Source organism: Segatella copri, from assembly GCF_015074785.1.
Lineage (GTDB): Bacteria > Bacteroidota > Bacteroidia > Bacteroidales > Bacteroidaceae > Prevotella.
The window spans coordinates 299,543-325,260 of sequence record NZ_CP042464.1 but is presented as its reverse complement, the minus strand read 5'-3'; the positions used below and the strand labels follow the sequence as shown (position 1 = coordinate 325,260).

Here is a 25,718-nt window from a genome sequence, read left to right as displayed (position 1 = left end):
CAGATAGGAAGACTCTTTTAGATTTTAAAAACATTAAGACTATATGGCAACAATTGCAGTAGATTTTGATGGTACAATCGTAACCCACGAGTACCCGAAGATTGGTACAGAGCTACCTTTCGCAACAGAAACATTAAAGATGTTGATTAGAGACCACCACAAGCTTATTCTATGGAGCGTACGCGAAGGAAAGCTCCTGGACGAGGCAGTAGAATGGTGTAGAGAAAGAGGAGTTGAATTCTGGGCTGTAAACAAGGATTATCCTGAAGAGAGTCTGGAGAACAATAACCACTTCTCCCGCAAGCTCAAAGCCGACTGGTTCATTGACGACCGAGGTATCGGCGGTTTGCCTGATTGGGGGGAGATTTATCAGATTATCACCAACCATACCAGTTATCGCAGAGTACTGAAACAGAAGTTCGGCGAACAGCAGGAAGCTCCCAAAAAGAAACATTGGTGGAGCCGCGGATAAAATGCTTCTCCAAAAGATATTCTTGTAGATACAATAAAAGATATCCCAATAAATAAAAAAGGTGTATTGCCAAGAGCAATACACCTTTTTTTATTGGAATGAATTTACTAGTCTGAATTAGAAGAACAAGTAGCGGTTATCTACTACATGAGCGTTCAGATAAAGCTCGTTCATGAAGTTACCTGCATACTGCATAGCCTTCTGGCGGCACTTCTGCTCGTATGTCTTGTCATCGAACTTAACAGGACGGTTAGTCTTGTTAGTAACCTGGAAGAGATAAACACCAGCGTTACCCTTCACTGCATGAGCAGAGAAAGCACCCTTCTTAGTACCTGCAACAGCACCAGAGAGAGCTGGCTCGCTAGCGCCAGTAGCTGCGATGAATACAGGAGCAGCAAAAGTAATCTGGTTTACAGAAGAAACCTTACCACCCTTAGCCTTAGCAGCTGCGATGTTCTTAACACCATTCAACTTAGCCTCAATCATCTCAGCCTTCTTATCCTTGAGCACCTCTGCCTTAACAGTCTCCTTGACAACTGCATCATTCAAATCACGATAACCGATATGATGAATCTTATCAAGAACCACAACCAACAGGTGGTTGTTGTCACCACACTCATAGAGAGGTGAAATCTCACCCTCCTTGCTATCGAAAATCCACTTCAAAGCCTCGCGTGTAGAATGGATGTTTGCTACATAGTGAACAGAAGTTGTAATATCCTTCAAGTCCTGAACCTTGTAACCTTCCTTAGCTGCATTCTTCAAGAGATCCTCTGACTTAGGATTAGCACTTACGAAACTAGAGAACTTGTTGTAAGCTGTACGGTAAGTACCCTGAGAGAAGTCGATAGGCTTCTTGATAACGGCAGCAGTATACTTGCTGACCATTGCCTTGCGGTCAAGAACCTGAAGAACTACATATCCCTGACCCAGCTGAAGCTGGTTCAAAGAATTGACAGCTGCTGTGTTCAATGTATTGATGAATGTCTTGTTGTCCTTATCCATAGACTGGGCATACTCATACTGCTTGGTAGTCATCCATGCCTTGTCACCTGTCTGGCCATACTTCTTAGCGATAGCCTCGAAATCAGCACCACCGGCAATAGCGCCCTGAATAGAATCTGCCTTAGTCTTAGCCTCAGCTACTGAGTTAGCAGCAACCTGGATAACACGATACTGTACTGAATCTGGCAATTCCTGCTTAGCTACCAACTTAACGATGTTCAATGTATTGTCACCGGCATTAGCCTTTACAGTAGAGGTAGAACCTACAGCCATAGAATCAAGCTGAGCAGCGATATCACGTGGGAAAGCATCCTTTGAAACAGGAATACCAAGATATGCTACAGTAGAAGCTGACTTACGTACAACCTCTGTAGGATCTGCAGCAGCAGCCAACTGTGAGTGATAACCTGCAAACTCCTTGTTAAGAGCAGCACGGTCTGCATTAGAAGCCTGCACCTCGATATCAACGAACTTGATGTCGCGACTCTCAACAGGCTGCTTGAAGCGTGCCTTAATCTCATCATACTTAGCCTTCAGATCGCTTTCAGAAATCTTTACCTTATCATCCTGGATGTCAGAGTAAGGGAAAGCAGCCAACTGAATCTGGCTCTCTTCATTCTCCTCCTTGAAAGCCATCTTTGCCTCTACAGGGTTTGACAGGAAGCAACCGGCGAGAAGAGCCTGATACTTCTGAGCCAAAGTCTGCTGGCGGAGAGTCTTCTCGATGAATGACCAGTAGTTGTAAATCTTGGTATACTGATCCATCATCTGTGCGTTAGCAGATGGGTTAGCCTTCTGTGCCTTGTAGTCTGCCAAGAACTTCTGGAGAGAAGATGCGTCGAAACGACCAGTCTGCTGATTAACGAAAGGAGTCTGCTGAAGCATAGGGTTAGTACCTGTCTTCAAGATGTCCTGAAGCTCTTCGTCGGTCACAGTGAGACCCAACTTGCTAGCTTCCTTAGCGATAATCTGGTTCTGGATGTAGGTATTCCATACCATATCCTTCACCTGATTCATCTGCTCTTCAGGAAGATTTTCCTGACCCTGTTGCATTTTAATAACTTCTGAATACTCATCAACGAGCTTCTGGAAATCCTGCACGCTGATTTTTTCGCCCAAAACTTCACCAATCTGCTGGCGCTCATTATTCTTTGCTGAATCGCAAGAGCGGAAAGCTTCCTCGGCAATAAAGGCGAAAAGGCCGAAACTGATGATACAAACCAGTATCACGCCTCTTTTTCTAATTGTTCCTAATGCTGCCATTACGTTTTAATTATTATTATTATTTTTATTTTTTCCTAAGTTTAGATTGAACCACTTTTGATGCTAGTAGCCAATTGTCTGCAAAAATACAAAAATAATACGAGAAAAGGGAATTTTTTGCTATCTTTTTTGACTATTACCTCAAAAAAAGCAAAAAATTCCCTTTTCCCGCTCAGCTATTTGATGATATGGAGTTTAACAAGCTCTATTTTACGGGATGTTGACTTGATAATCTTGAACTCAAAGTTATCAAACTTAATCACCTCGTTGAGTTTAGGAAAACTCTGATATTCATGCAGTATTAAACCACCTACAGTCATATATTCATCACTTTCCGGCAGTTCAAGACCAAACATATCGTTCACCTTGTCAATCTCCAGTCGTGCAGAAAGGAGATAGTCACCATCATCGGTTTTCTTAGCTACATATTTGGCTGAATCGTGCTCATCTTCTATATCACCAAAGATTTCCTCCACGATATCTTCCAGACTCACCAAACCGCTAGTACCGCCAAACTCATCTACAACGATACCTAAAGACTTCTTCTGCTGCAAAAAAGTCTGCATCAGTTTCTGCGCCTGCATCGTTTCCGGCACAAAAGGAAGTGTACGGATATGATCCTGCCAACGTGAAGGATGGTGGAAGAGTTCGGAACTGTGAATATATCCCGCAATATGGTCTATATCCTCTTCATATACAATGATTTTCGAATTACCGCTCTCTATGAATTTCTGCTGCAGTTCTTCGAGAGAAGTATCCATTTCAACAGCCTGAATCTCAGTACGGGGCACCATACAGTCGCGTACTTTAGTATCGGAGAAATCAAGGGCATTCTGGAATATCTTCACCTCATCATTAATTTCATCTTCATTGGTAGCGTTATCGATACTTGACTGCACAAGATAATCAAGGTCTACCTTAGAAAAGCCTTCATCTGTCCCCTCTGCATCCATCTTCATACCCACCAGACGCAGCAGGCACTTACTCAAGAAAGTACTGAACTTGCTGATAGGCCACAATACCACATAGCACAGATAAGCTATCGGACTAAAAATAGAAAGCAAGCGGTTCGGATTAGACTTGAAAAGCGTCTTTGGCAGAAACTCACCTGTAAAGAGTACTATCAGCGTAGACAGAATGGTATCTGCAGGCACCGTAAAGGCTGCATCAAAACCTGCGAAAATCGTATTGTCAAAAAGACGGGCTATCAGAATACCATAAACTACAAGGGCTATATTGTTGCCCACGAGCATGGTACTGACAAAGCCATTCGGATGATTATAAAACAAAGATAACAGTCGTTGCGTAAGGCCGTTTTTCTCCTTATCCATCTCCGCCAACATACGGTTGGAAGAGACGAAGGCAATCTCCATTCCACTGAAGAATGCAGAGAAGACCATCGTAATGAGAATGCCTACGACTAAACTCATATCCACCTGTTCATTCATTATATCTTTTTCTTTTTAATTAGTGCATGATAGGAATCGTAGTGGCTCTGACTGGTGTAGCCGGCTGACGGAAGTTATTCTTGACAGAATCAGGCTGGCTGCTCAACGTATCGGCACCACCACCACCTCCAGTCAGGTCTCCCTTTTCAAAGCTACCCTTCGAATTGCTCACATAATAGCGCGTCATCTTTTCATCACTCCAGAAATGAGAACCCTGTAGCGTTCTTTCAGGAGTAACAAGTTTACTGGATACGTTACTTGACAATTCGTGCTTATTCTGGTCCCAGGTAAGTTGCTCACTATTGAAGCGCAAACCATCTTTGGTCAGGATGCTCACCCTACCATAAAGTTTCCATATCTTCTGCTGATCATAATAATAAGCTGTATCACACTGGATATAACTATTAATATGGAATTTCTCATCAAACTGCTCCAGCAAAAGTCCCTTATCAAAGATCCACAAAGATGGATTCTTGCTGGTATTCACCTCCCACCGTTCTGTTACGATGCGATATTTCATAACTCCAGAGTCGCTTACCAATGTATTTACGCCATACGACGTCATCATCGCCACCGAGTCTTGCGGACGGATGGCGGGCGCAGTATGTTCTACCTGGTTCTGGCAACCAGCCAAAATCAGGAACATCAGGATACCGACAACATAAGAGCCTTTTATTCTATACATTATTATATAGAGATTCTATACATTATTATATATAAGTGGAAGATTAATCCATCTTCCACTTCTTAAACCAATCCTCGTTGAATGTGAATCCGATATTGATACGGAAAGAATTTTCCTTAATCAGATCCTTAGCCGAACTCTTCACCCACTGACCGCTGATATTCAGCATAGAGCGGTTGTTATAAGAGTTCATGATAGGAATACCGAAACCGGCACTTACAGAGATTTCCTTCGGACCATCAACACCATTCATCTTATAATAAGGTGTGGCGTAGCTGGCACCTACCCGATACTGAACACGCTTGAAGAAAGCACGGCTGCGTTCTCCATAGCAATACTGGGCACCGAGATTGAACTTGCTTCTATCCTTGTAGATACCATTTTTCAAGGCGTAGTTGGTTCCATCGAAACTAGGATAGCCCAAGCTACCCCACTTCTGCAGACTGTAATCAAAGCCAACCTTCCACTGGTTGTTATGATTCCACATCACACCCGCACCAATCATGGTAGGCAACTTGTAAGCCTTGCCGATAGAGTAAGCGGTGGTATCGGTAACACCGTTCTGGGTATCATTAGAAATGATTTTCATATCAGCAGAAGCCCCGAGACCATGTCCTGGCGAGAAGGTGACACCCACGGTAGCCCAATCTTTCTTTGAGAACTGATGGGTATACTGTACACCGAAATCAACCTTATAGCTGTTCACCTGCATAGAATAGTAGCGGGTGAGGGTCTTGTAATAAGAATTGCTGTAGCTGTTTGCTACACTTCTGTCTATACTACCCCAGAGATATGAGAAGTTGGCACCTACGGCCAAGCCCTTGACCGGTTCCCAACCCGCACCGATGTATGCCTGATGCAAACCACCATCGCCGGAATAAGTATTAGTATAGTAAGCTTCCTTGTCAGCATTCACCCATTCTGATGCAGAATAATTATAGCCAACATTGGTAAAAGGAATGATACCGAAGCTCATACCTACATGTGGCAGCAAGCGGAAGCCTGCAACAACATACTCAAAATTTGAGTTGTTGGCATTCTTCTTCACACCATTCTCTTCAAAATTTGTCACCTGACCAGAGATACCGGCATCAAGGATGAAAGTCATCGAATCAATCGAAGCATAAGATGCAGGGTTGAGATAGTTTACCTGATTATGCTCATGAAAGCCAAGACCGACTCCATTCATACCGCGATTAAAACCAGAAGTCTGGTCCGACAAGATGCCAAGACCATACTGGCTGTATGGCGAATTAGTACCACTTTGGGCATTAACCATAAGGGCTGAACCCAACAATAGGGTTGCTAAAAAAAGCTTTCTCATTCTTTAATAATCATTCAAAATTATATTCAGAGTGCAAAAGTATTAAAAAAAATCTAGAAAAAAGAAGGATAATTGAAAATAATAAGGTATTTTTGCATCGTGAAACGTTTTAAGCATATTTTTAGTGCCATTTTAGCAGTAATTTTAATCAATTTAACTACTGAAGTGGCTGCACAGGATTTTTCAAGAGACAAAGACTCTGATATTTCTGTGCAGAACAGTCGTGTCAATGAAGAAGCTACTGCGTGGCTCGATTCTGTTGACATTTCTCTCCTGACTTGCGGACCAGGTCAGGAGGTGTGGTCGTATTATGGACATACCGCTCTACGCATCCAGAACAAAGCTATGGGAACGGATGTTGCCGTCAACTGGGGTATGTTTAGTTTTAACCAAAGTTGCTTCGTACTCCGTTTTGTTTTCGGACTCACCGACTATCAGATTGGCATCTACCCGATGAGCGACTTCATTGCCGAATATGCACATGAAGGCAGATGGGTAAGACAGCAGCGCCTCCGTCTCTCCCGTACAGAGAAACTGGGAATTCTGAGAAGCATCGACAAGAATGCACAGCCGGAGAACCGCGTATACCGCTACAATTTCTTCTATGATAACTGTACGACCCGGGCACGCGAGATGATTCTCTCCAACATTGGGAACCAGAGTACCAACTTTAAAGATACCCCTACCACTTTTACCTACAGGGAAGAGATTCACAAACTCAACGGACAGCACCGCTGGGCAAGATTCGGCAATGACCTTCTTTTGGGTTGTCAGGCAGACCGCCCTATCACACAAAGAGAATGGGAATTCTTGCCAGACAATCTGAGCAAGGACTTTGCCACAGAAGGAAGAACCGACTTTATTGATGCATCTCAGACTGCAGACGGCAAGACCAATGCAACAAGTGCCAGCGGCTATATCACTCTGGTAGATGAAACATCCGATATTATCCCAGCCCAGGCACAAATAATAGACGATACTCCTGTTACACCACAAATGATAGCCATAGCTCTGGCAATCATCATCATAGGAACAACGGTAAGAGAATGTGTAAAAAAGAAAAACTACTGGTGGTTTGATGCCATCCTGCTTGTCCTGACAGGATTACCGGGACTGATTCTCTTTACCATGATCTTCTCGCAGCATCCTACCGTACAGATAAATTTCCAGATTCTGATACTGAATCCGCTCAACCTCATCTTTGCCTGGAAGACTGTCAAGAGGATGAAAGCAGGTCGTCAGTATTGGTATTTCGAACTTCTGGGATGGCTTCTGCTCATTGCCCTGTTCATGCAGATATGGCAGAACTATGCTGAGGGTATGAGTATTTTGGCACTTTCTTTGCTAGCGAGATACTGCGTCAAATCGACCATGATGGATTTAAGTCCAAACAATTATGGTTTGCAGAAGCATATCGTAAAGAAATTCAGAAAGAATAAATAGACATTAAAATATACGTAAGGAAACGATTGGCACAATATCGTTTTCCGTACAGAAGAAGAAGATAAACAACAATGATGGTAAACAGATATATCACAGCCCTTTTGGTTGTCCTGGCGGCAACCGGCATGGAGGCGCAGACTTATCAGCAGGCGCTGAAGTTTGCGCTTACGGATATATCCTACGATGAATTCATCCAGCAACCGGAGGCGAAGGCATTGGAGGAGGACATTCTCTGCGTGCTCAAAGCCATCAAAGCGGCATCAGAAGATGAGAGCATCGCAACGCATCATCCTATCCTGGCGGCAACACTTGCCGCCAATTCTTCTGACATTCTGACAGACATTCATTCACATATTTATTATGATTCCCCTACGGAGCATAGATACAAAGTTCCGTATGGGAGTATTGTTATTCGAGGTCCAAACTGCTGATTTTATGCTTTCTGTAAGCAAAACTCAGAAGATTTGCCATAAAAACAGGTAATAATTGGCAATTCCTTGCAGATTTACAGATATTTTTAGTAAATTTGCAAGCTAGTAATAAACAACAGGAGATTTTACTCCCAAACATCATCGAATAATAATAAAAAATAAATATACAATGAACTTTAACAAAATTCTCCAGTCATTGTTTGGCAACAAGTCAACTCGCGATATGAAGTTGATCCAGCCAATCGTAGAAAAGATCAAGGCAGAGTATCCTAAGATGCAGGCCTTAAGCAATGACGAACTTCGTGCAAAAACAAAAGAACTTCAGAAGTACGTACAGGAGTACGCCAAGGAAGAGAAGGCTAAGATTGCTGAACTCAAGGCTAAAATTGAAGACACTCCTATCGATGAGCGTGAAGGTATCTTCAACCAGATCGACAAGTTAGAGCAGGAAGCACTCGACAAGTATGAGGAAGCCCTCAACGAGGTTTTGCCTCAGGTTTTCGCTATCGTTAAGGATACTGCTCGCCGTTTCGCTGAGAACGAGGAAACAATAGTTACTGCTACCGACTTCGACCGCGAGTTGGCTTCTAATCCAGCTAACGACTTCGTTACCATCGATGGCGACAAGGCTATCTATCACAACCACTGGACAGCCGGCGGTAATGATATGAAGTGGGAAATGATTCACTACGATGTACAGCTCTTCGGTGGTGTTGTTCTCCATCAGGGTAAGATTGCCGAGATGGCTACCGGTGAGGGTAAGACCCTTGTAGGTACAACACCTATCTTCCTGAATGCCTTGACTGGCAATGGTGTTCACGTCGTTACCGTGAACGACTATTTGGCTAAGCGTGACTCTGAGTGGATGGGACCTCTCTATATGTTCCACGGTCTCTCTGTAGATTGTATCGACAAGCACCGTCCTAATTCCGACGAGCGTCGCAAGGCATACCTGGCAGATATCACCTTCGGTACCAACAACGAGTTCGGTTTCGATTATCTTCGTGATAACATGGCTACCAACCCAGCCGACCTGGTACAGCGCCAGCACAACTACGCCATCGTCGATGAGGTCGACTCAGTATTGATTGATGATGCCCGTACCCCATTGATCATCTCTGGTCCTATTCCAAAGGGCGATGATCAGATGTTCGAGCAGTATCAGCCATTGGTTGAGAAACTTTACGAGGTACAGCGCAAGCAGGCTACAGAATTGCTCGCCGAGGCTAAGCAGAAGATTAACGAAGGTACAAAAGCTAAGAATCAGGAACTCCTTGATGAAGGCTTCCTCGCACTCTTCCGTTCTTACAAGGCATTGCCTAAGAACAAGCCATTGATCAAGTATCTTTCTGAGGAAGGTATCAAAGCTGGTCTGCTGAAGACCGAGGAGTACTACATGGCAAACAACAACCGTGAGATGCCTAAGGCTACTGAGCCATTGTACTTCGTAGTAGACGAGAAAATGAATTCTGCCGACCTTACCGATAAGGGAACCGACTGGTTGGCTAAGCAGGTAAACGACAAGGAACTCTTCGTATTGCCTGATATCACAACAGAAATGAGTGAACTCGAGGCACGTACAGACCTTACCGACCAGGAGCGTCTTGACAAGAAAGACGAGATGCTGGCTCACTATGGTGTACAGAGCGAACGTGTTCACACCTTGCAGCAGCTCCTGAAGGGTTACACCATGTTCAATAAGGACGACGAATATGTTGTCATGGACGGACAGGTGAAGATTGTGGATGAGCAGACAGGACGTATCATGGAAGGCCGTCGCTGGAGCGATGGTTTGCACCAGGCTATTGAAGCTAAGGAGCACGTAAAGGTAGAGGCTGCTACACAGACCTTTGCTACCATCACACTTCAGAACTACTTCCGTATGTACCACAAACTCGCAGGTATGACCGGTACAGCAAGTACAGAGTCAGGTGAGTTCTGGGATATCTACAAACTCGATGTTGTTGAGATTCCAACCAACCGCCCTATCCAGCGTAAGGACTTGGATGACCGTGTATACAAGACTGCCCGCGAGAAATATCGTGCAGTTATCGACGAAATCGAGGAAACACGTAATGCTGGCCGCCCAGTCTTGGTAGGTACAACATCTGTCGAGATTTCTGAGTTGTTGAGCAAGATGTTGAAGATGCGCAACATTCCTCATAATGTATTGAACGCTAAGCTGCACCAGCAGGAGGCTCAGATTGTAGCCGAGGCAGGTCGCTCAGTAAACGGTAAGGGTGCCGTAACCATCGCTACCAACATGGCAGGTCGTGGTACCGATATCAAGCTGACTCCTGAGGTAAAGGCTGCAGGTGGTCTTGCCATCATCGGTACAGAACGTCATGAGAGCCGCCGTGTAGACCGTCAGCTCCGTGGTCGTGCCGGTCGTCAGGGTGACCCAGGTTCTTCTGTATTCTATGTATCATTGGAGGATAAGCTGATGCGTCTGTTCGCTTCAGAGCGTATCGCCAAGGTTATGGATCGTCTCGGTTTCGAGGATGGCGAGCGTATCGAGAGCCCAATGATCAGCAAGAGCATCGAGCGTGCTCAGCGCAAGGTTGAGGAAAACAACTTCGGTATCCGTAAACACCTCTTGGAGTATGATGACGTGATGAACCGTCAGCGTACCGTTATCTACGAGAAGCGTCGCCACGCCCTCATGGGTGAGCGTATCGGTATGGATATTGCCAACATCATCTGGGACCGCGTATTGAACATCGTCAACAACAACGACTTCTTCGGTGCCAAGGAAGAGTTCCTGAAAGTTCTCGCTATGGAGATTCCATTCAACGAGGATGAGTATGAGAACGGCAGACGTGAGGATTTGGCAGAGCGTGCTTTCCAGGAGGCTATGGCTACATTCAAGCGTAAGACAGACCGCATCCAGGCTACAGCTATGCCTATCATCAAGCAGGTATACGAAAACCAGGGTGCTATATACGAGCGCATCATGGTGCCTATCACAGACGGCAAGCGCATGTACAATATTCCTTGCAACCTCAAGGAGGCATACGAGAGCGAGGCTAAGAACGTAGTTAAGGAGTTTGAGAAGAGCGTTGTTCTCCAGATTATCGATGACGACTGGAAGGAGAACCTCCGCAAGCTCGACGAACTGAAGCACTCTGTACAGAATGCAAGCTACGAGCAGAAGGATCCTCTCCTCATCTTTAAGTTGGAGAGTGCCAAGGTTTGGGATGCCATGATCAATGACATGTACGACCGTATTGCAAGTATCCTGATGCGTGGTCAGATTCCAGTAATGGAGCAAGAGCAGCCAGTTCAGGAGGCAGCTCCTGAGCAGCACACTCAGCAGAACTATGTAGAAAGCAAGGTAGATTTGGATGCAGAGCGTGAGGCACAGGAGGCAGCTGCTAACCAGGATACCCGAGAGGGCGCACAGGTAAACCGCACTCCTTACCGTGCAGAGCACATGCCACGTCCTAACGACCCATGTCCATGCGGAAGCGGCAAGAAGTTTAAGAACTGCCACGGCAGAAACCTGTAATCACAGAAAATGATGATGCTCTTATATATATAATAAGGTATAAGAACATCCATCATCAGAAATAATGATAAGAATACCTAGATTTGATGATACTCTCATCATTTCTAGGTATTTTTGTTTTAAAACTACATTATTGCTACCAAGTTGCAAAAAATTATTAGTATTTTTGCAGTCGAAAAGAAAAAAGAGCTGACCATGAGGTCATGCCCCAAAGAAAAGAACAAGATTAAAACAAGGAAAGATATATGAAATTATCAGAACTTAAAACAGGTGAAAGCGCCGTTATCGTCAAGGTATCAGGACACGGTGGCTTCAGAAAGAGAGTCATCGAGATGGGATTCATCAAAGGCAAGAAGGTAGATGTACTCCTTAACGCCCCACTCCAGGACCCTGTAAAATACAAGATCATGGGCTATGAAGTTTCTCTCCGCCACAGCGAAGCCGACCATATCGAGGTGGTTTCCATTGATGAAGCCAAGAACGATGCAAAGCTCAGCAAGGCGGAAGAAGAAGACCGCCAACAGGTAATTAACTCAAAAGTAATAGATTCCAACGATAGCGACGAGCAGGCGCTCGGCGACAAGATGCTCGTAGCTGAAAGAAAAGACAATGCCAGCAACGAAGCCCTGGCTGAACAGGAAGCAGAAAGACTCCACCGCGTCATCAACGTGGCACTGGTAGGAAATCCAAACTGCGGTAAGACTTCCCTCTTCAACTTTGCTTCGGGTGCTCACGAACGCGTAGGAAACTATAGCGGTGTAACCGTGGATGCGAAAGTAGGTGAAGCCAATTTCAACGGCTACCACTTCAATCTGGTAGATTTGCCGGGTACCTATTCCCTCTCGGCTTATTCGCCAGAAGAACTCTATGTGCGCAAGCAGCTCATCGAGCATACGCCGGATATCGTCATCAACGTCATCGACACCAGCAACCTGGAGCGCAATCTCTATCTCACCACACAATTGATAGATATGCACATCCGCATGGTCTGCGCCCTCAATATGTTTGATGAAACCGAGAAGCGTGGCGATAACATCGACTACGACAAACTGGGCGAACTCTTTGGTATCTCGATGATTCCTACCGTCTTCACCAATGGCCGAGGCGTAGATAAGCTCTTCGAGACCATCATCGAACTCTACGAAGGCAAGGAAGATTCCAGCGCTCACTATCGCCATATCCACATCAACCACGGACATGAGATAGAACATGGTATCGAGCATATCCAGAAATATCTGAAGGCAGATGATTCCATCCGCCAGCGCTACTCTACCCGATACCTCTCTATCAAGTTGTTGGAGAATGATAAGCACGCCGAGGAATACGTAAGTCATCTGAAATCGGCCAAGGAAATTTTCGCAGCCCGTGACGAGGCAGCCAAGCGTGTGAAGGAAGAGACCCTGGAGGATAGCGAAACCGCCATCATGGATGCCAAATACGGTTTTATCCATGGCGCATTGCAGGAAGCAGGCTATGAACCGGGCAAGGCGAAGGATACCTATCAGGTAACCCACCTCATCGACAGAATCCTGACCAATAAATATGTAGGCTTCCCTATCTTCGTCCTCCTGCTGTTCATCATGTTCTCAGCCACCTTCGTTCTGGGCGAGATTCCTAAGGGATGGATTGAGGACGGCGTAGCATGGCTGGGCGAGTTCATCAGTAATACGATGCCGGACGGACCTGTAAAGGATATGCTGGTAGATGGTGTGATTGGTGGTGTAGGTGCCGTGATCGTGTTCCTGCCACAGATTCTGATTCTGTATTTCTTCATTTCTTATATGGAGGATTCGGGATATATGGCTCGTGCAGCCTTCATCATGGATAAGCTGATGCACAAGATGGGCCTGCATGGCAAGTCATTCATCCCGCTGATTATGGGATTCGGATGTAACGTACCTGCGGTGATGGCAACGAGAACCATCGAGAGTCACCGTTCGCGTCTGATTACGATGCTGATATTGCCATTGATGAGCTGTTCGGCTCGTCTGCCAATCTACATCATGGTCATCGGAACATTCTTTGCCATCCAATACCGTTCGCTCATCATGGTATCGCTCTATCTCATCGGCATCTTCCTAGCCGTGATATTGAGCCGCATCTTTGCCAGTTTCGTGGTGAAGGGCGAAGATACCCCGTTCGTAATGGAGTTGCCTCCTTACCGCTTCCCTACCTGGAAGGCGATAGGCCGCCATACCTGGGAGAAGGGTAAGCAGTACTTGAAGAAGATGGGTGGTATCATCCTTGTGGCAAGTATCATCGTATGGGCTTTGGGGTATTTTCCTCATAATGAAGAACTTGATAACCAGGCCCAGCAGGAGCAAAGCTATATCGGCAGAATCGGTAAGACCATCGAGCCTATCTTTACCCCACAGGGATTCGACTGGAAACTGGATGTGGGCTTGGTTTCCGGTGTGGGTGCCAAGGAGATTGTAGCCTCAACAATGGGCGTGCTCTACAGCAACAACGACAGTTTCTCTGATGATCAGGATTACAACGATGAAGACGGAAAATACGAGGTTTTGAAGAAACAGATGACTTCAGACCTGAAGAAGACCTACGGTTACAGCGATGCCGAGGCAGCAGCGAAGGCAACGCTCACCGCCTACTGTTTCCTCCTCTTTGTATTGCTCTACTTCCCTTGCATCGCCACAATCGCTGCCATCAAGGGCGAGACGGGCAGTTGGAAATGGGCAGGCTTCGCCGCCGGCTACACCACGCTCCTGGCATGGGTAGTATCAGCCCTGGTCTTCCAGATAGGATGTTTGTTTATCTAATCAAGGTGTCTGCTTTAAGAAAACAAACAAAGAGAGCGCACAACACCTGAACGACAGCCGCACAACAGCTGAGCGACGCTTGCACAACACCTGTTGTGCAAGCGCACATCAGCTGTTGTGCGGCTTACTATATAATATATCCAGAAGACTTATTCTATATATCTGAAAGACTTCAAGTAACTGTTTGGAAGATTTTAGTCATATACTAGAACGTTATCAGTCATATACCTGAACGACATCAATCATATCATTAGAAGACATCAACCGTTTCCTTATTCAGGATAATCTCTTTCCTACCTTTGCGGCAACAAACGCTATCATCAGACCCAGGCAGGCGGCAATGCTGATGGCAATGCGGAGACCGGTAGCCTCAGCAAGCCATCCGATAACCGGAGGACCTACAAGGAAACCGAAGAAGCTGATGCTTGAAACGATGGTAATAGCGATGCTCGCCTTGATGGTTCCCAATTTTCCGGCGATACTGTAACAGATAGGAACCGACGAAGAGATGCCGAAACCTACCAGCAGGAAACCCAAGGTGGCAGGAATGAGATAAGGCAAGGCAGCAGCCAGTCACAAACCGCCCAATATCAAACCACCACAAACCTTCAATACTCTGGCTGGGCCGTATTTCGTAACAAACCCATCAGCCATGAATCTACCCAACGTCATCGCACCCATACCAGCCACATAGCCCGCACGGATAAAAGCCTCATCGGGTTTTACTACTGATGAAAAATATACGCTACTCCAATCGTAAACGGTACCTTCACAGAACATGCCTGCAAATCCCATCAGTCCCAAAAGGAACAGAATCGGGTCGATGGTCTTGAAAGAGAACTTCGGAACATCCTCCTCTTCTGCTTTCGCCATGGCATCATTAATCAGAAAGCGGAAACCGACAGCAACGATGAGAATACTCAGAGCCAGGATAGTTCCAAAGTGGACATCTATCGGGAGCAAAGTGTTGGCAAAGATGGCACCGATGATACCACCGGAGAATCCACCCAGACTCCACAGACCATGAAACGACGACATGATGTTGCGCCCATACATCTTCTCTACCAGACATGCCTGCGTATTGGTGGCAATGTTCATCAGATTCGCCATCATTCCGAAAGCAATAAGACTCAAAATCAGATGAAAAACCGTAGTACTGCTACCGATGCAGAAAAGAACCAGAACATAGAGCACCTCAGAGAGAACCAGCATCTTCTTGCTGCCAAATCTACTCACCAGGATACCCGAGAAAGCCATCATCAGAAGTTGGCCGATAGGAATGGCGAAAAGCACCGTTCCCAACTGGCCGTTGCTCAGATGCAACATCTGTTTTACATCCGGAATACGGCTTGCCCAACTGGCAAACACTACTCCCGGAACAAAATAATAAGCCGCAACCGCCACTCGCTTGCGCGCCAAATCACTTAAATTACTCAAATTACTCAAACTGACTGTCATCCTTAATAATATACCTATTATAAATACTCATTTCTATTAGCGGCTGCAAAATTACAAAAAAAAACAGAAAAAGACTGATATTTGAACAATAAATGTTGCGCCGTTTGAGATTTTTGCCGTACCTTTGCACTCAGAAAAAGAATTAAAAACAAACTAGCAATGAAGAAACAAACAATGATTACCCTGGCACTCGCCTTGACTTTGGCGATGCCAACCCTACCCGCCTTCGCCCAGAAGGCGATGAGCAAAAAAGAAATTGCCGAAAAAGAAAAGGCTTTCAAGAACCTTCAGCATCCATGGAAGGGAAAGAAGGTGGCTTACTTCGGCGACTCCATCACAGACCCTAACATCAAGGCATCAAAAGTAAAATACTGGGGATTCCTGCAGGATTGGCTCGGCATCACCCCTTACGTTTATGGTGTGAGCGGCAGACAGTGGAACGATATTCCCCGTCAGGCAGACCAACTTCAGAAGGAACATGGTGATGATTTTGATGCCATTCTCATCTTTATGGGTACCAACGATTACAACAATGGTGTGCCTGTAGGCGAATGGTACACGGAGACTTTCGACAGCGTGAGAGTAGCCCGCCACAAGCCAAGCGAAATGGTACAGCGCCGCCACCGCCACTTCTGTATGGACAAGAATACATTGAAAGGCCGCATCAACATCGCCATGTCGAAGCTGAAGCAGATGTATCCTACCAAGCAAATCGTGGTGATGACTCCTGTGCATCGTGCTCTCTTTGCCAGTGGTGACAAGAACATCCAGCCAGATGAGATGTACGAGAATGCGCGTGGCATCTTCTTCGATGGATACGTGAAAGCTATCAAGGAAACAGGCAATGTCTGGGCAGTTCCGGTCATCGACCTCAACTCTCTTTCGGGTCTCTTCCCTCTTTACGATGCTGGTGCGCAGATGTTTAACAAGCCGAATACCGACCGTCTTCATCCAAACGATGCCGGTCACTCCCGCATGGCAAAGACCATCATGCAGCAGCTATCCTCCCTGCCTTGCGACTTCTAGAGAAGGGGCAGCGGATATAGAAAAGTGTATTATTTCACCCCTATTTTATATTAAAAAGTGTAATTTTTCGCAGGAGTTTGCCTATGTTTTAGGTAAGCTCCTGCGTTTTTTGCCTATGTTTTAGGAAGGTTTTCATATAAGTTGCCTATGTTTTAGGAAAGTTTCACTATATTTTTGCCTATGTTTTAGGAAAAAAGAGTAACTTTGCAGCATAACTTAAAGAGAAGGAAAAGTTATGATATATAGACAATTAACAGAAGAACTCCTGAAATGGAGTGAAAGAGACAACAGGAAGCCATTGGTTTTACGAGGCGCAAGACAAGTTGGAAAGACAACATTGGTCAATGAATTGGGTAAGAAATACGATGTATATATCAAACTGAATCTAGAACAAAGCTCAGATGCAGAAATCTTTACCAAATCAGACAATGTAAAAGAGATATATCAATACATCTGCCTCAAGAAGAAAATCAAGGTAGATGAACGTAAGCGTACTCTACTTTTTATTGATGAGATACAAAACGAACCAAAAGCAGTTGGTCTGCTGAGATACTTCTATGAAGAGATGCCTTGGTTGCACATCATAGCAGCAGGTTCCAGACTTCAAACCCTCATCAAGCAGCGCATCTCTTTCCCTGTGGGAAGAGTGGATTATCTATCCCTCCGTCCATGCTCCTTCTTGGAATATCTCGATGCTATAGGTGAAGACCAATTGGTACAAATGGTGAAAGAAGTCAGCGTATCACCTCTATATCACGAGATGTTACTGAACCATTTCAATCATTACACTTTGATAGGTGGTATGCCTGAAGCCTTAGTGGAATATGCCAAGACTCATAACTTAACCAAGTTAGCCCCTATCTATCGTTCACTGCTTGATGGTTACAATGAAGATGTAGAAAAATATGCTCGTAATGAAAACCAAGTAAAGGTTATCCGCCATCTGCTTACACATGGCTGGGCAGAGGCAGGACAATCCATTACTTTCGCCCGATTTGGAGGTAGCAACTACACAAGCAAGGAGGTACATGAGGCATTGGAAGTGATGCAGAAAGCATTCTTGCTCAATTTGGACTATCCCGTCACATCAGTGAAAGCCCCAGCTGTACCAGCCATAGCAAGACAACCCAAGCTAGTTTGGGTAGATACGGGCATCATGAATTTCTCCGTTGACATTCAGGCAGAATATCTGCAAGGCAATTCTCTCTTGGATGTATGGAAGGGACATGCTGCGGAACAAATCATAGCCCAAGAGCTGCGCATTGTTTTGGATCGCAACTTCCGCAACGAGCAATATTACTGGGTAAGAGACAAAAAGGGTTCTTCAGCAGAGGTAGATTTCGTTTGGCAACATCACTCACAGATTCTCCCGATAGAAGTGAAGTCTGGCACAAATGCCCATCTTCGATCCCTCCACTCCTTCATGTCTCAGCCTGATGCCCCAAGCATTGCCATCCGCATTTGGCCAGGAGAATATAGCATAGACGAAGTGGTATCCCCTACAGGTCATCCCTTCCGCCTTATCAATCTTCCCTTCTATTATGTGGGGATACTGGATAAGATATTGGAAATGGTATAATCCAAGAAGGCTATAAAACTAGAAGAAGCCACATGATTAGCCATAAGATAGCCGTCCATCAGTTGATTGACATGTGCACAACACGGGTTGTGCATGTGCACATCAGCTGTTGTGCGACCGACGAACCTATATCTTCTGAAGACATCCCCTAAATATTCCAACGACTTCTATTATATCTTTTACTTGCAACTCAAAGGCGCAAAATATCCTTAACAGAGAAGATTTTGCTGATTGCATCAAAGGAGAAGTATTGATCATCCATTATCATATAATCCTCCCTCTGCTTTTTGCTCATATTCTTTATCTCGGGAAACATCTTTACAGGAACTATCACCTCTCAACCATCGGTCAAGAAAACTGCCATTGCTCCACGTTTCACATTGAAATCTAACTTTTTGATTTCTAAAGTTGTATCTTTATATTTGCACATAATAGACCTCCCTTTATTTTATTGTTTTTATTCTAATTTTCTTGCCAGCAAAGACATCGTCAATCATTCTATTGAATTCATCCCAATGTTTATCTATAGCTTCAATAATCACAGCTTCTTCTGATGCCGACAGTTCAGACCAAGCTATCTCTATTTTCTTTTGTCCATTCTCTTCTATCCATATCTTAGCTACAGTATGTCCTCGATGAGACTTCTTGCTTCCACGTTTTACCACATGGATATGCTTTCTGTTCTCACTTGCATCAGCAAGGAAAACAAAAAGAATGAAACACTATATCAATGCCAGTTTGCCCATCTTATATTTTTTATATTAAGCCATGGCAAATATACAAAGAAATATCGAAATATACACATTTTTTGGATAAATATTTGGTATATTGATAAAATAATCGTATTTTTGCCACAAAAGAAAGCAAAGATGCTGAAGGGTAGTAGATTCTATACCAAGGCTTTAGATGCTACAAGCATACCTACCATTGAGGGAGAAACAAAGATCATTGTGGAGAATGATGACAGCATACATTGCGGACATCAATTGCAGCAAGAAGGATATAACCCTGTGGTGCTCAACCTTGCCAGCCGTCGCAACCCTGGCGGTGGCGTACGGATATAGATAGATTTACAATCATCAAATAATCAATGAAATGAACGAAGCATATTCTGAAAACTTGTCATTGATTACTGAATATAACATATAACATAAGAAATAAAAAATATGAAACTTAACAAAATCCATCATGTAGCCGTAATTTGCTCCGACTATGTGAAATCCAAGCATTTCTACACTGATGCGCTAGGAATGAAGATTATGAGTGAAAACTATCGTAAGGAACGTGATTCCTGGAAAGCTGACTGCTGGCTTGATGACAACTATGTCATCGAGTTATTCTCCTTCCCTAACCCACCAGCACGTCCTTCCTATCCGGAAGCTGCCGGACTGCGCCATCTTGCTTTTGAGGTAGATGATCTTTCGGATGCAATTGATGAACTTGACAGTAAAGGCATCGCGCATGAGCCTATACGCACGGATGAATATACAGGCAAGCGATTTGTATTCTTCAGTGATCCAGATGGTTTGCCGATTGAATTGTATGAAAAATAAAAAATCAAGGGCAAACCATGCTAGATATGTAGGCATCCGGTATTTATATTCATCTCCTTTCTTACCAATTCAGTACCCAACTTGCATTGGAGTATTTTCCGATAGTCTCAGCATCCTTGAGGGCGTCAAGCTGACGGACATGCTTGTTTCTCTTGCTGATATCTATGGTTTTACCTTTCCTGTCATGGCTGTTAAATTCCAGGAGATTTGCCGTAGATGCCGACTCATCTATGGGGCCAAAGCCTTCCGAAGGCACACCATCAAGCGTACAGTTCAGCAGCACGCATTCCGCATCAGGATAATTTCTGCCCTTGTTGTCAGGAAGGCGGACTATCACGGCATCCTTGCCCAATCCCTTGAAGGTACAGTCATTGAAGATGTTACCATGGTTCTCCCTGGTATTTCTAATCCACATGAAAGCACCATAGCTGGAAAGGGTACAGTGATTGAAATAGGATGGACCTCTACCCAGCACCGTGTCACCTCCTCCATCAATCACGCAGTTGAGCCAGTAGGCAGAACCATTCACCTGAAGAGCATCACCATCACCGATTACATGCACATTCTCAGCAAAGTTTCTTTCACCATTGAGCAGGAATCCCTCAGCCTGTCCCTTGCAATCCGTCTTGAAGGTGATATCCTTGAAAATCATGTCGGCACAGTTGTCTGCTGCCACAGCTGCACGGCGAGAAGGGAATGTTCCTTTCTGCTCATTGGTCTTGATATCAACCGGGTGAGGATTGAACACCTCGTTATTGGAGTAATGTACCACTACCCCATCCATGGATTCTCCCTGGATAGTTACAAATCGCTTATTGCGGAAATAAACCAACTCTTCATAATCTCCATTCTTCACGAAGACCTTTTTCCTGCTGGCTTCAGAAGGCAATGAATCTGGTATCCAATCCATGGCACCTTGCAGAGTGGAGAAGTCTCCGCTGCCATCAGCTGCCACAACTATATGGCGCAAATCTGCAGAAGGGGCGTTTTTCTTAGTCCTAAACGTCCATGACTTCTTGCCATTCCATCCCTCAATTGTACCCTCGCTAATCTTGATTTCATATTCATGTCCATATTCCAGCATATTGTTATGCAGATAAATGGTTGTTTTGTTCCCATGACAGATGACAGGATAGAAGTGAAAGGCATCAGAGAATCCACCAATGATGGTCTTCTGATACTTGCGCTTGTCTTCCTTGGCAGCACCTGATGGAGTTCCAGGACGGGTATTACGATTGGTTACATTCTCCACCTTATATATATAGGGAACGGGAGTATAGACAGCATTTGGATTCTTGGGCTGTCCTTCGGTTGGTCCCGCCGGAATGCTCATGTCGATTCTATCAACCACCTTTCGAGTTGTCTTGTCCGTAACAGTGATTATGCCCTTGCTGCCAGTCTTTACAGTCTTGTCAAACACGATGACCAGATGTGTATCGATGTTGATGTCTTGGGCATTCTCCTGAGGATAAAAACTGACTGGAGTTTGTGCCATCAGGTTCATACAAGTGATGATACCTGTCATTGAAATAAAGATTCGTTTCATATCAATAGTTTTTAATGTTATTTTGGGTGCAATATTACGAAAAAATTTCGAAATAACGTATTTTTTTGATGGAAAAATGATTTTTATTTTGGCTGCGTAAAAAGACAGCATCCTTGTGACTGGTTGGTGCTATGCATCAGAAAAGCATCCCCCTATTTCCAGCAGTAATCAATGCCTCGTTTCTCACACTCTCCTCGCAAGGCGGCAAGGAAGTAACTGCGCTCGCTGCCCCAACCACGAACCTTGCGCTCATGATCTATGGTCTGCTTCAAAAGCTCATCGCTGTAAGCGGCAAAGCGGGCTGCATACTCTGAAATTCTTGACTCGGCATAGCCTGCATCAACAGTTGATGACTCAGCAATAACTGTCTTAATTGTTGATGACTCGGCATTAGCTGCCATTACATTCTCATTGTTCTTTAAATCTGAATTTGGATTCATAAAGATAATTATTTTAAGTTGTTAAACACTTACACATTCTTTTACCACCGTGGTTATCTCTATGCGAAACTCGGTTGGTGTGCCACAACTGGGCAACTCTTAATGCTTGATTTCGGGTGCAAAAGTACATCATTATTCTGAAACCACCAAATTTTTTCGGGATTATTTTTCCTGTTTTTTTCCTTCTTCTAAAGAAGAAGATTTTTCGGGGTAGCAGATAGTAAGGAAGAGAAATCCTTTAATGGTTAAACTTTCCTATATTTGCATTATAATAGTATTATAATAATAAAATTATAATTACCTTTGTAAATTGACAATCAGAAAGATACAAACAATTGAAATATACCTAAAATCCGCAACTATCATCCAATACACGATTAAGGGTAGATTTATGAGTCGTTAGTAGCAGCTTTCAGTAAAAAGCAACAGCACAACATCAATATGTAGCCACCATCCCCTTACCCCACGATGCGACTTGAGGTAATACGCAGATTCAAACCGGAAAGAAAGGATTCTTATCCGAATTCTGTTTTGAAGGGTTTTGCATAAGCTCGGTTCTCTGTGTAGATATTCAGCACGTATTGCCTTGCAGTCATGATCCACTTGGCAGGTACGGAGATGAATCTGAAGACAAAAGCCTTTATGCGACTCGTTTTCTTGAGCCCAAAAGCCTTGGTGTCAAGCCTGCTCATGATGGTCTTGTAGAAATTGTGTATCAATGCAGTAAGCAGAAGAAAGACAGTATTCTCCGCCATGAATGACTTGGGGAGCCTGCTCCAACCGAATCCGTTGTTCATGTCGTCAAAGATACGTTCCTTGCCGCCACGCAGATTGTAGAATTCAACAATGTCCCTTGTCGATGACTTGTAATCGTTGGTCAGAATACAACGGTAAGTGTATTCGCCTTCCCACAGGTCAAGGTCGCCACTGTTGCGTCTTTGTCTCTGGATGACAAGACGATAGCACTTGCCTTCCCATTTCTCAACGAGAATGGAATTGAGTTCGAACTGGATGCCGTTAATCTCCTCCGTCTTCCATCCTCTCAGAGCAAAGATGTCATTGTAGAGCGAACTGCATCGGTTGGCACGGATGTAGAAATGTTTGCAATGCTTCTCTATCTCACTGACGATTTCCTTCGAGCAGGAACCGCAGTCTGCCCTGAAGCGATTTACACGGATGTTCTGGGATTCCAGAAGAGCGAAGAATCTCTTATGGGTGTCTGCCTGATGAAAACGCACATTCGTGTTACCATCGCTGTTCTCGATATAGACTATCTTGTCACCGATAACATATACGCCAGGCCTGTAGCCGAGGAACTTTTTGTAGGTCGGTTTTGCATCATACTTCTCCGTTTCAAGGAACTGATGGTCAAAGTCAACATCGTATTCCTCAATTTCCTTCAACTCGCCTGTAGAAACCAAAGCGTTTATAAGCAATGTGTTGAGTTTGTCTGCAGTATTGAAATCATAGGTCTTGCCTTGGTCGGAAGTATAGGAGATGTTTTCCTGTGTCAGTTCCTTGATGGCTCTGAGGATGGTATCAGAGCTGCATGTACGAAGGGTAGGATGATACGAGAGATGGCGCATCAGTTGTGACGTTACATCTTCCACGCATGAGCCGCCACAGAAATAAACGCTCATCAGCGAACGGACTATCTCGCTGAACTGATATCCGAAGATACTGCTGCATCTCTGACCCAGTGTTGAGTCGATAACGGGTGAAAGCATGGAGTCAAATTTCTCCATGATTGAAAAAATTCCTCCAAAAGGTGTGAGTTTCTCAGATTTAATTTGTATTTTTGCCATGTCATATTAGAGTTTTGCTTGTTTTCTTTTTGCAACACTAAGATAAGTGAAAATTCTGACATGGCAAAATCCTGGGCAACTTTTTGTTGCTCAGGAACTTATAAATAAAGTTAAATTATAGTGTTGCGGAATTAAGGATATAAAAACAAAGAATGATATGATACAGCAAGTAGAATTTTCATTGCGTCCGCTTCCTCGCGGCTTTCACCTCGTAACCAATGAGGTGATGAGGAACCTGCCAGCGCTGCCTAAGACAGGGATTCTGAATCTCTTCGTAAGACATACCAGTTGCGGATTGTCGCTGAACGAGAACTTCGACCCGGATGTGAGACATGACTTGAAGGGTATCTTCGAAAGACTGGTTCCAGATGGCGACCCAAGATACCTGCACCAGGATGAAGGACCGACGGATATGTCGGCTCATGCCAAATCGAGCATGGTGGGTGTATCGCTCACCATTCCCATTACCAACGGCAGATTAAACCTCGGAACATGGCAGGGAATCTACCTCTGTGAATTCAGAGAGGGAAGCGGAAGCCGACACCTCATCGCAACGATTATCGGGGAATAAAGATAAAAACGAGGATGTTCGCACATCCTCGTTTTTACGTTAACATCATCATTTATTCTATCGCGTCCAATTCCACTTCATCCTCTTCCTTCTCCTCTTTCTTTCCGAAATTAGGATCAATCTTCAGGAAAGCAGTAACCAGGAAGGTGATGGCGCAACATGCCATCACGATGATAAAGAACATGCGGTAACCTACCATATCCTTCAGATATCCAGAAACCATGCCCGGCAGCATCAATCCGAGATAGGAGATGCCCGTACAGATGGAATAATGGGAGGTTTTGAACTTTCCCTGACTGTAGAACAGCATGTAGAGGGTAAGAACCGTGAAGCCCAGACCATAACCCAACTGCTCGACAAAAAGACAGCTGGAAACCACGATGAGGTTGCTATTGAGCGAGTAACTCAGATAGATGTAAACCACATCAGGCAAGGTGATGGCACAAACCAGAGGCCAAAGCCATTTCTTCATTCCATCCCTGCTCACCAGAATACCACCAAGAATTCCACCCAGCAGCAAACCTATCAATCCCACAGTACCATTGGCAAAGCCATATTCCTGAGGTGACAATCCTAGTCCACCCTGCGAATTAGGACGGAGGATGAAGGTCTTGGTCATGGTGTTCAGAAGCGCTTCAGGGAATCGGTAGAGCAAGAGAAAGAGCATCACACAGACGGTTTCACCCAATCCGAACTTCACGAAGAAGGTGCGGAACATGTTCTTCAGTTCATGAGCCACTTCACCCACCGTTCTGTCGGTCTGCACATCATCCTTCGGGCGCGGCATGAAGCGGCTGTGGTAGAGCCACAAACCGATGAAGATACCTGCCAGTCCGTAAAAGATAAGCGCCCATGAGAAGCGAATCTGGTTGCGGAAGAGAACCTGAAGCACACCTGCCAGCATCACCAGAAACCCATTTACAAAGATGATGGCGAGGCGGTAGAAGGTATTTCGCAAGCCTACAAACTTAGTCTGCGTATGTTCATCCAGCTCAATCATGTAGAAACCATCTGCCGAAATGTCGTGGGTGGCACTACAGAAAGCGATGAGGAAGAAGAAGCACATCGTTGCCTGGAACCAGAAGGCTGTAGGCAGCGAGAAGGCGATGCCGGCAAGGGCAGCTCCGATGAGAGCCTGCATGGTGAGCACCCACCAGCGCTTAGTCTTCAGCAAATCTATGAACGGACTCCACAAGGGTTTGATGACCCAGGGAAGGGCGAGCCATCCGGTATAGAGACCCACCTCAGCATCGGTCAGCCCCAACTGCATGTACATCACCACAGAGAGGGCGGTAACGATGACGTTGGGGAGTCCTTCGGCAAAATAGAGGGTCGGAATCCATGCCCATGGACTCCGACTGTTTTTCTTTGTTACCATTTTACA

At 44.8% G+C, this 25,718-nt stretch carries 21 protein-coding genes and 1 riboswitch; of the genes, 10 read left to right on the top strand and 11 right to left on the bottom strand.

Annotation, left to right across the window (positions count from 1 at the left end; genetic code table 11):
* Positions 1 to 43 precede the first annotated feature (43 nt).
* Positions 44 to 472 (top strand): BT0820 family HAD-type phosphatase, encoded by a 429-nt coding sequence (locus tag FO447_RS01325; RefSeq protein ID WP_006846429.1) that lies wholly within the window; start codon positions 44 to 46, stop codon positions 470 to 472.
* A 117-nt stretch (positions 473 to 589) separates the two neighbouring features.
* Here the strand turns inward: FO447_RS01325 and FO447_RS01320 are convergent, their stop codons facing one another.
* The 4 genes from FO447_RS01320 to FO447_RS01305 all read right to left on the bottom strand — a co-directional run bounded on the left by FO447_RS01320 (position 590) and on the right by FO447_RS01305 (position 6,197).
* The gene (locus tag FO447_RS01320; RefSeq protein ID WP_200757337.1) at positions 590 to 2,740 is read right to left on the bottom strand and encodes a peptidylprolyl isomerase; all 2,151 of its coding nucleotides are present in this window, start codon (positions 2,738 to 2,740) and stop codon (positions 590 to 592) included.
* 176 nt (positions 2,741 to 2,916) lie between these two features.
* On the bottom strand, positions 2,917 to 4,188 hold the full coding sequence (locus FO447_RS01315) for a hemolysin family protein (protein ID WP_117727113.1): 1,272 nt from the start codon (positions 4,186 to 4,188) through the stop codon (positions 2,917 to 2,919).
* 19 nt (positions 4,189 to 4,207) lie between these two features.
* Positions 4,208 to 4,834: an LPS export ABC transporter periplasmic protein LptC gene (gene lptC / locus FO447_RS01310; RefSeq protein ID WP_437182716.1), complete on the bottom strand. Its 627-nt coding sequence runs from the start codon at positions 4,832 to 4,834 to the stop codon at positions 4,208 to 4,210.
* Between the two features lie 82 nt (positions 4,835 to 4,916).
* Positions 4,917 to 6,197, bottom strand: coding sequence for a hypothetical protein (locus FO447_RS01305; protein ID WP_153085030.1), 1,281 nt, complete (start codon positions 6,195 to 6,197; stop codon positions 4,917 to 4,919).
* A 165-nt stretch (positions 6,198 to 6,362) separates the two neighbouring features.
* On the opposite strand from FO447_RS01305, the gene FO447_RS01300 reads away from it, so the two are divergent.
* The 4 genes from FO447_RS01300 (at position 6,363) to feoB (ending at position 14,356) form a co-directional block, all read left to right on the top strand.
* Entirely contained in the window at positions 6,363 to 7,640 is a 1,278-nt protein-coding gene (locus tag FO447_RS01300; RefSeq protein ID WP_234699037.1) for an Lnb N-terminal periplasmic domain-containing protein, read from the top strand.
* 71 nt (positions 7,641 to 7,711) lie between these two features.
* On the top strand, positions 7,712 to 8,071 hold the full coding sequence (locus tag FO447_RS15920; RefSeq protein ID WP_234699036.1) for a hypothetical protein: 360 nt from the start codon (positions 7,712 to 7,714) through the stop codon (positions 8,069 to 8,071).
* A 169-nt stretch (positions 8,072 to 8,240) separates the two neighbouring features.
* A complete protein-coding gene (secA, locus tag FO447_RS01290) occupies positions 8,241 to 11,579 on the top strand; it encodes a preprotein translocase subunit SecA (protein WP_022120998.1) in 3,339 nt (1,112 codons plus the stop codon).
* A gap of 245 nt (positions 11,580 to 11,824) precedes the next feature.
* Positions 11,825 to 14,356, top strand: a complete 2,532-nt coding sequence (gene feoB, locus FO447_RS01285; protein WP_118065608.1) for a ferrous iron transport protein B — start codon at positions 11,825 to 11,827, stop codon at positions 14,354 to 14,356.
* 276 nt (positions 14,357 to 14,632) lie between these two features.
* Here feoB and FO447_RS01280 read toward each other — a convergent pair whose 3' ends face one another.
* Both FO447_RS01280 and FO447_RS01275 read right to left on the bottom strand, forming a co-directional pair.
* A complete protein-coding gene (locus FO447_RS01280) occupies positions 14,633 to 14,917 on the bottom strand; it encodes a hypothetical protein (protein WP_200757334.1) in 285 nt (94 codons plus the stop codon).
* 12 nt (positions 14,918 to 14,929) lie between these two features.
* Positions 14,930 to 15,793 carry an MFS transporter gene (locus tag FO447_RS01275; RefSeq protein WP_200757333.1) on the bottom strand — a complete coding sequence of 288 codons (864 nt, stop codon included), beginning with the start codon at positions 15,791 to 15,793 and terminating at the stop codon, positions 14,930 to 14,932.
* Between the two features lie 180 nt (positions 15,794 to 15,973).
* Here FO447_RS01275 and FO447_RS01270 point away from each other — a divergent pair, with 180 nt between their 5' ends.
* On the top strand, positions 15,974 to 16,840 hold the full coding sequence (locus FO447_RS01270) for an SGNH/GDSL hydrolase family protein (protein ID WP_234699035.1): 867 nt from the start codon (positions 15,974 to 15,976) through the stop codon (positions 16,838 to 16,840).
* A 235-nt stretch (positions 16,841 to 17,075) separates the two neighbouring features.
* Positions 17,076 to 18,419 carry an ATP-binding protein gene (locus FO447_RS01265; protein ID WP_117692079.1) on the top strand — a complete coding sequence of 448 codons (1,344 nt, stop codon included), beginning with the start codon at positions 17,076 to 17,078 and terminating at the stop codon, positions 18,417 to 18,419.
* 443 nt (positions 18,420 to 18,862) lie between these two features.
* Here the strand turns inward: FO447_RS01265 and FO447_RS01260 are convergent, their stop codons facing one another.
* A complete protein-coding gene (locus FO447_RS01260; protein ID WP_418330493.1) occupies positions 18,863 to 19,135 on the bottom strand; it encodes a hypothetical protein in 273 nt (90 codons plus the stop codon).
* On the opposite strand from FO447_RS01260, the gene FO447_RS16165 reads away from it, so the two are divergent.
* Both FO447_RS16165 and gloA2 read left to right on the top strand, forming a co-directional pair.
* Positions 19,046 to 19,483, top strand: coding sequence for a poly(ADP-ribose) glycohydrolase domain-containing protein (locus FO447_RS16165; protein ID WP_117692077.1), 438 nt, complete (start codon positions 19,046 to 19,048; stop codon positions 19,481 to 19,483). The two genes, FO447_RS01260 and FO447_RS16165, sit on opposite strands and share 90 nt — an antisense overlap.
* Positions 19,484 to 19,585: 102 nt before the next feature.
* Entirely contained in the window at positions 19,586 to 19,972 is a 387-nt protein-coding gene (gene gloA2 / locus FO447_RS01250) for an SMU1112c/YaeR family gloxylase I-like metalloprotein (RefSeq protein ID WP_117692076.1), read from the top strand.
* Positions 19,973 to 20,033: 61 nt separating this feature from the next.
* On the opposite strand, the gene FO447_RS01245 is transcribed toward gloA2, so the two are convergent.
* From FO447_RS01245 to FO447_RS01235, 3 genes are all read right to left on the bottom strand, one after another.
* Positions 20,034 to 21,518: a pectinesterase family protein gene (locus tag FO447_RS01245; protein ID WP_200757331.1), complete on the bottom strand. Its 1,485-nt coding sequence runs from the start codon at positions 21,516 to 21,518 to the stop codon at positions 20,034 to 20,036.
* A gap of 152 nt (positions 21,519 to 21,670) precedes the next feature.
* Complete coding sequence (locus FO447_RS01240; protein WP_200757330.1) at positions 21,671 to 21,958, bottom strand: hypothetical protein; 288 nt, start codon at positions 21,956 to 21,958, stop codon at positions 21,671 to 21,673.
* Positions 21,958 to 22,069, bottom strand: a riboswitch (SAM-I-IV-variant riboswitch). Its footprint overlaps the gene before it by 1 nt.
* Positions 22,070 to 22,473: 404 nt before the next feature.
* Positions 22,474 to 23,763: an IS1380-like element IS612 family transposase gene (locus FO447_RS01235; RefSeq protein ID WP_005814044.1), complete on the bottom strand. Its 1,290-nt coding sequence runs from the start codon at positions 23,761 to 23,763 to the stop codon at positions 22,474 to 22,476.
* A 157-nt stretch (positions 23,764 to 23,920) separates the two neighbouring features.
* Between FO447_RS01235 and FO447_RS01230 the strand changes: the two genes are divergently transcribed.
* Positions 23,921 to 24,334, top strand: coding sequence for a secondary thiamine-phosphate synthase enzyme YjbQ (locus tag FO447_RS01230; protein WP_200757329.1), 414 nt, complete (start codon positions 23,921 to 23,923; stop codon positions 24,332 to 24,334).
* A 52-nt stretch (positions 24,335 to 24,386) separates the two neighbouring features.
* On the opposite strand, the gene FO447_RS01225 is transcribed toward FO447_RS01230, so the two are convergent.
* On the bottom strand, positions 24,387 to 25,712 hold the full coding sequence (locus FO447_RS01225) for an MFS transporter (protein ID WP_200757328.1): 1,326 nt from the start codon (positions 25,710 to 25,712) through the stop codon (positions 24,387 to 24,389).
* Between the last annotated feature and the right edge of the window lie 6 nt (positions 25,713 to 25,718).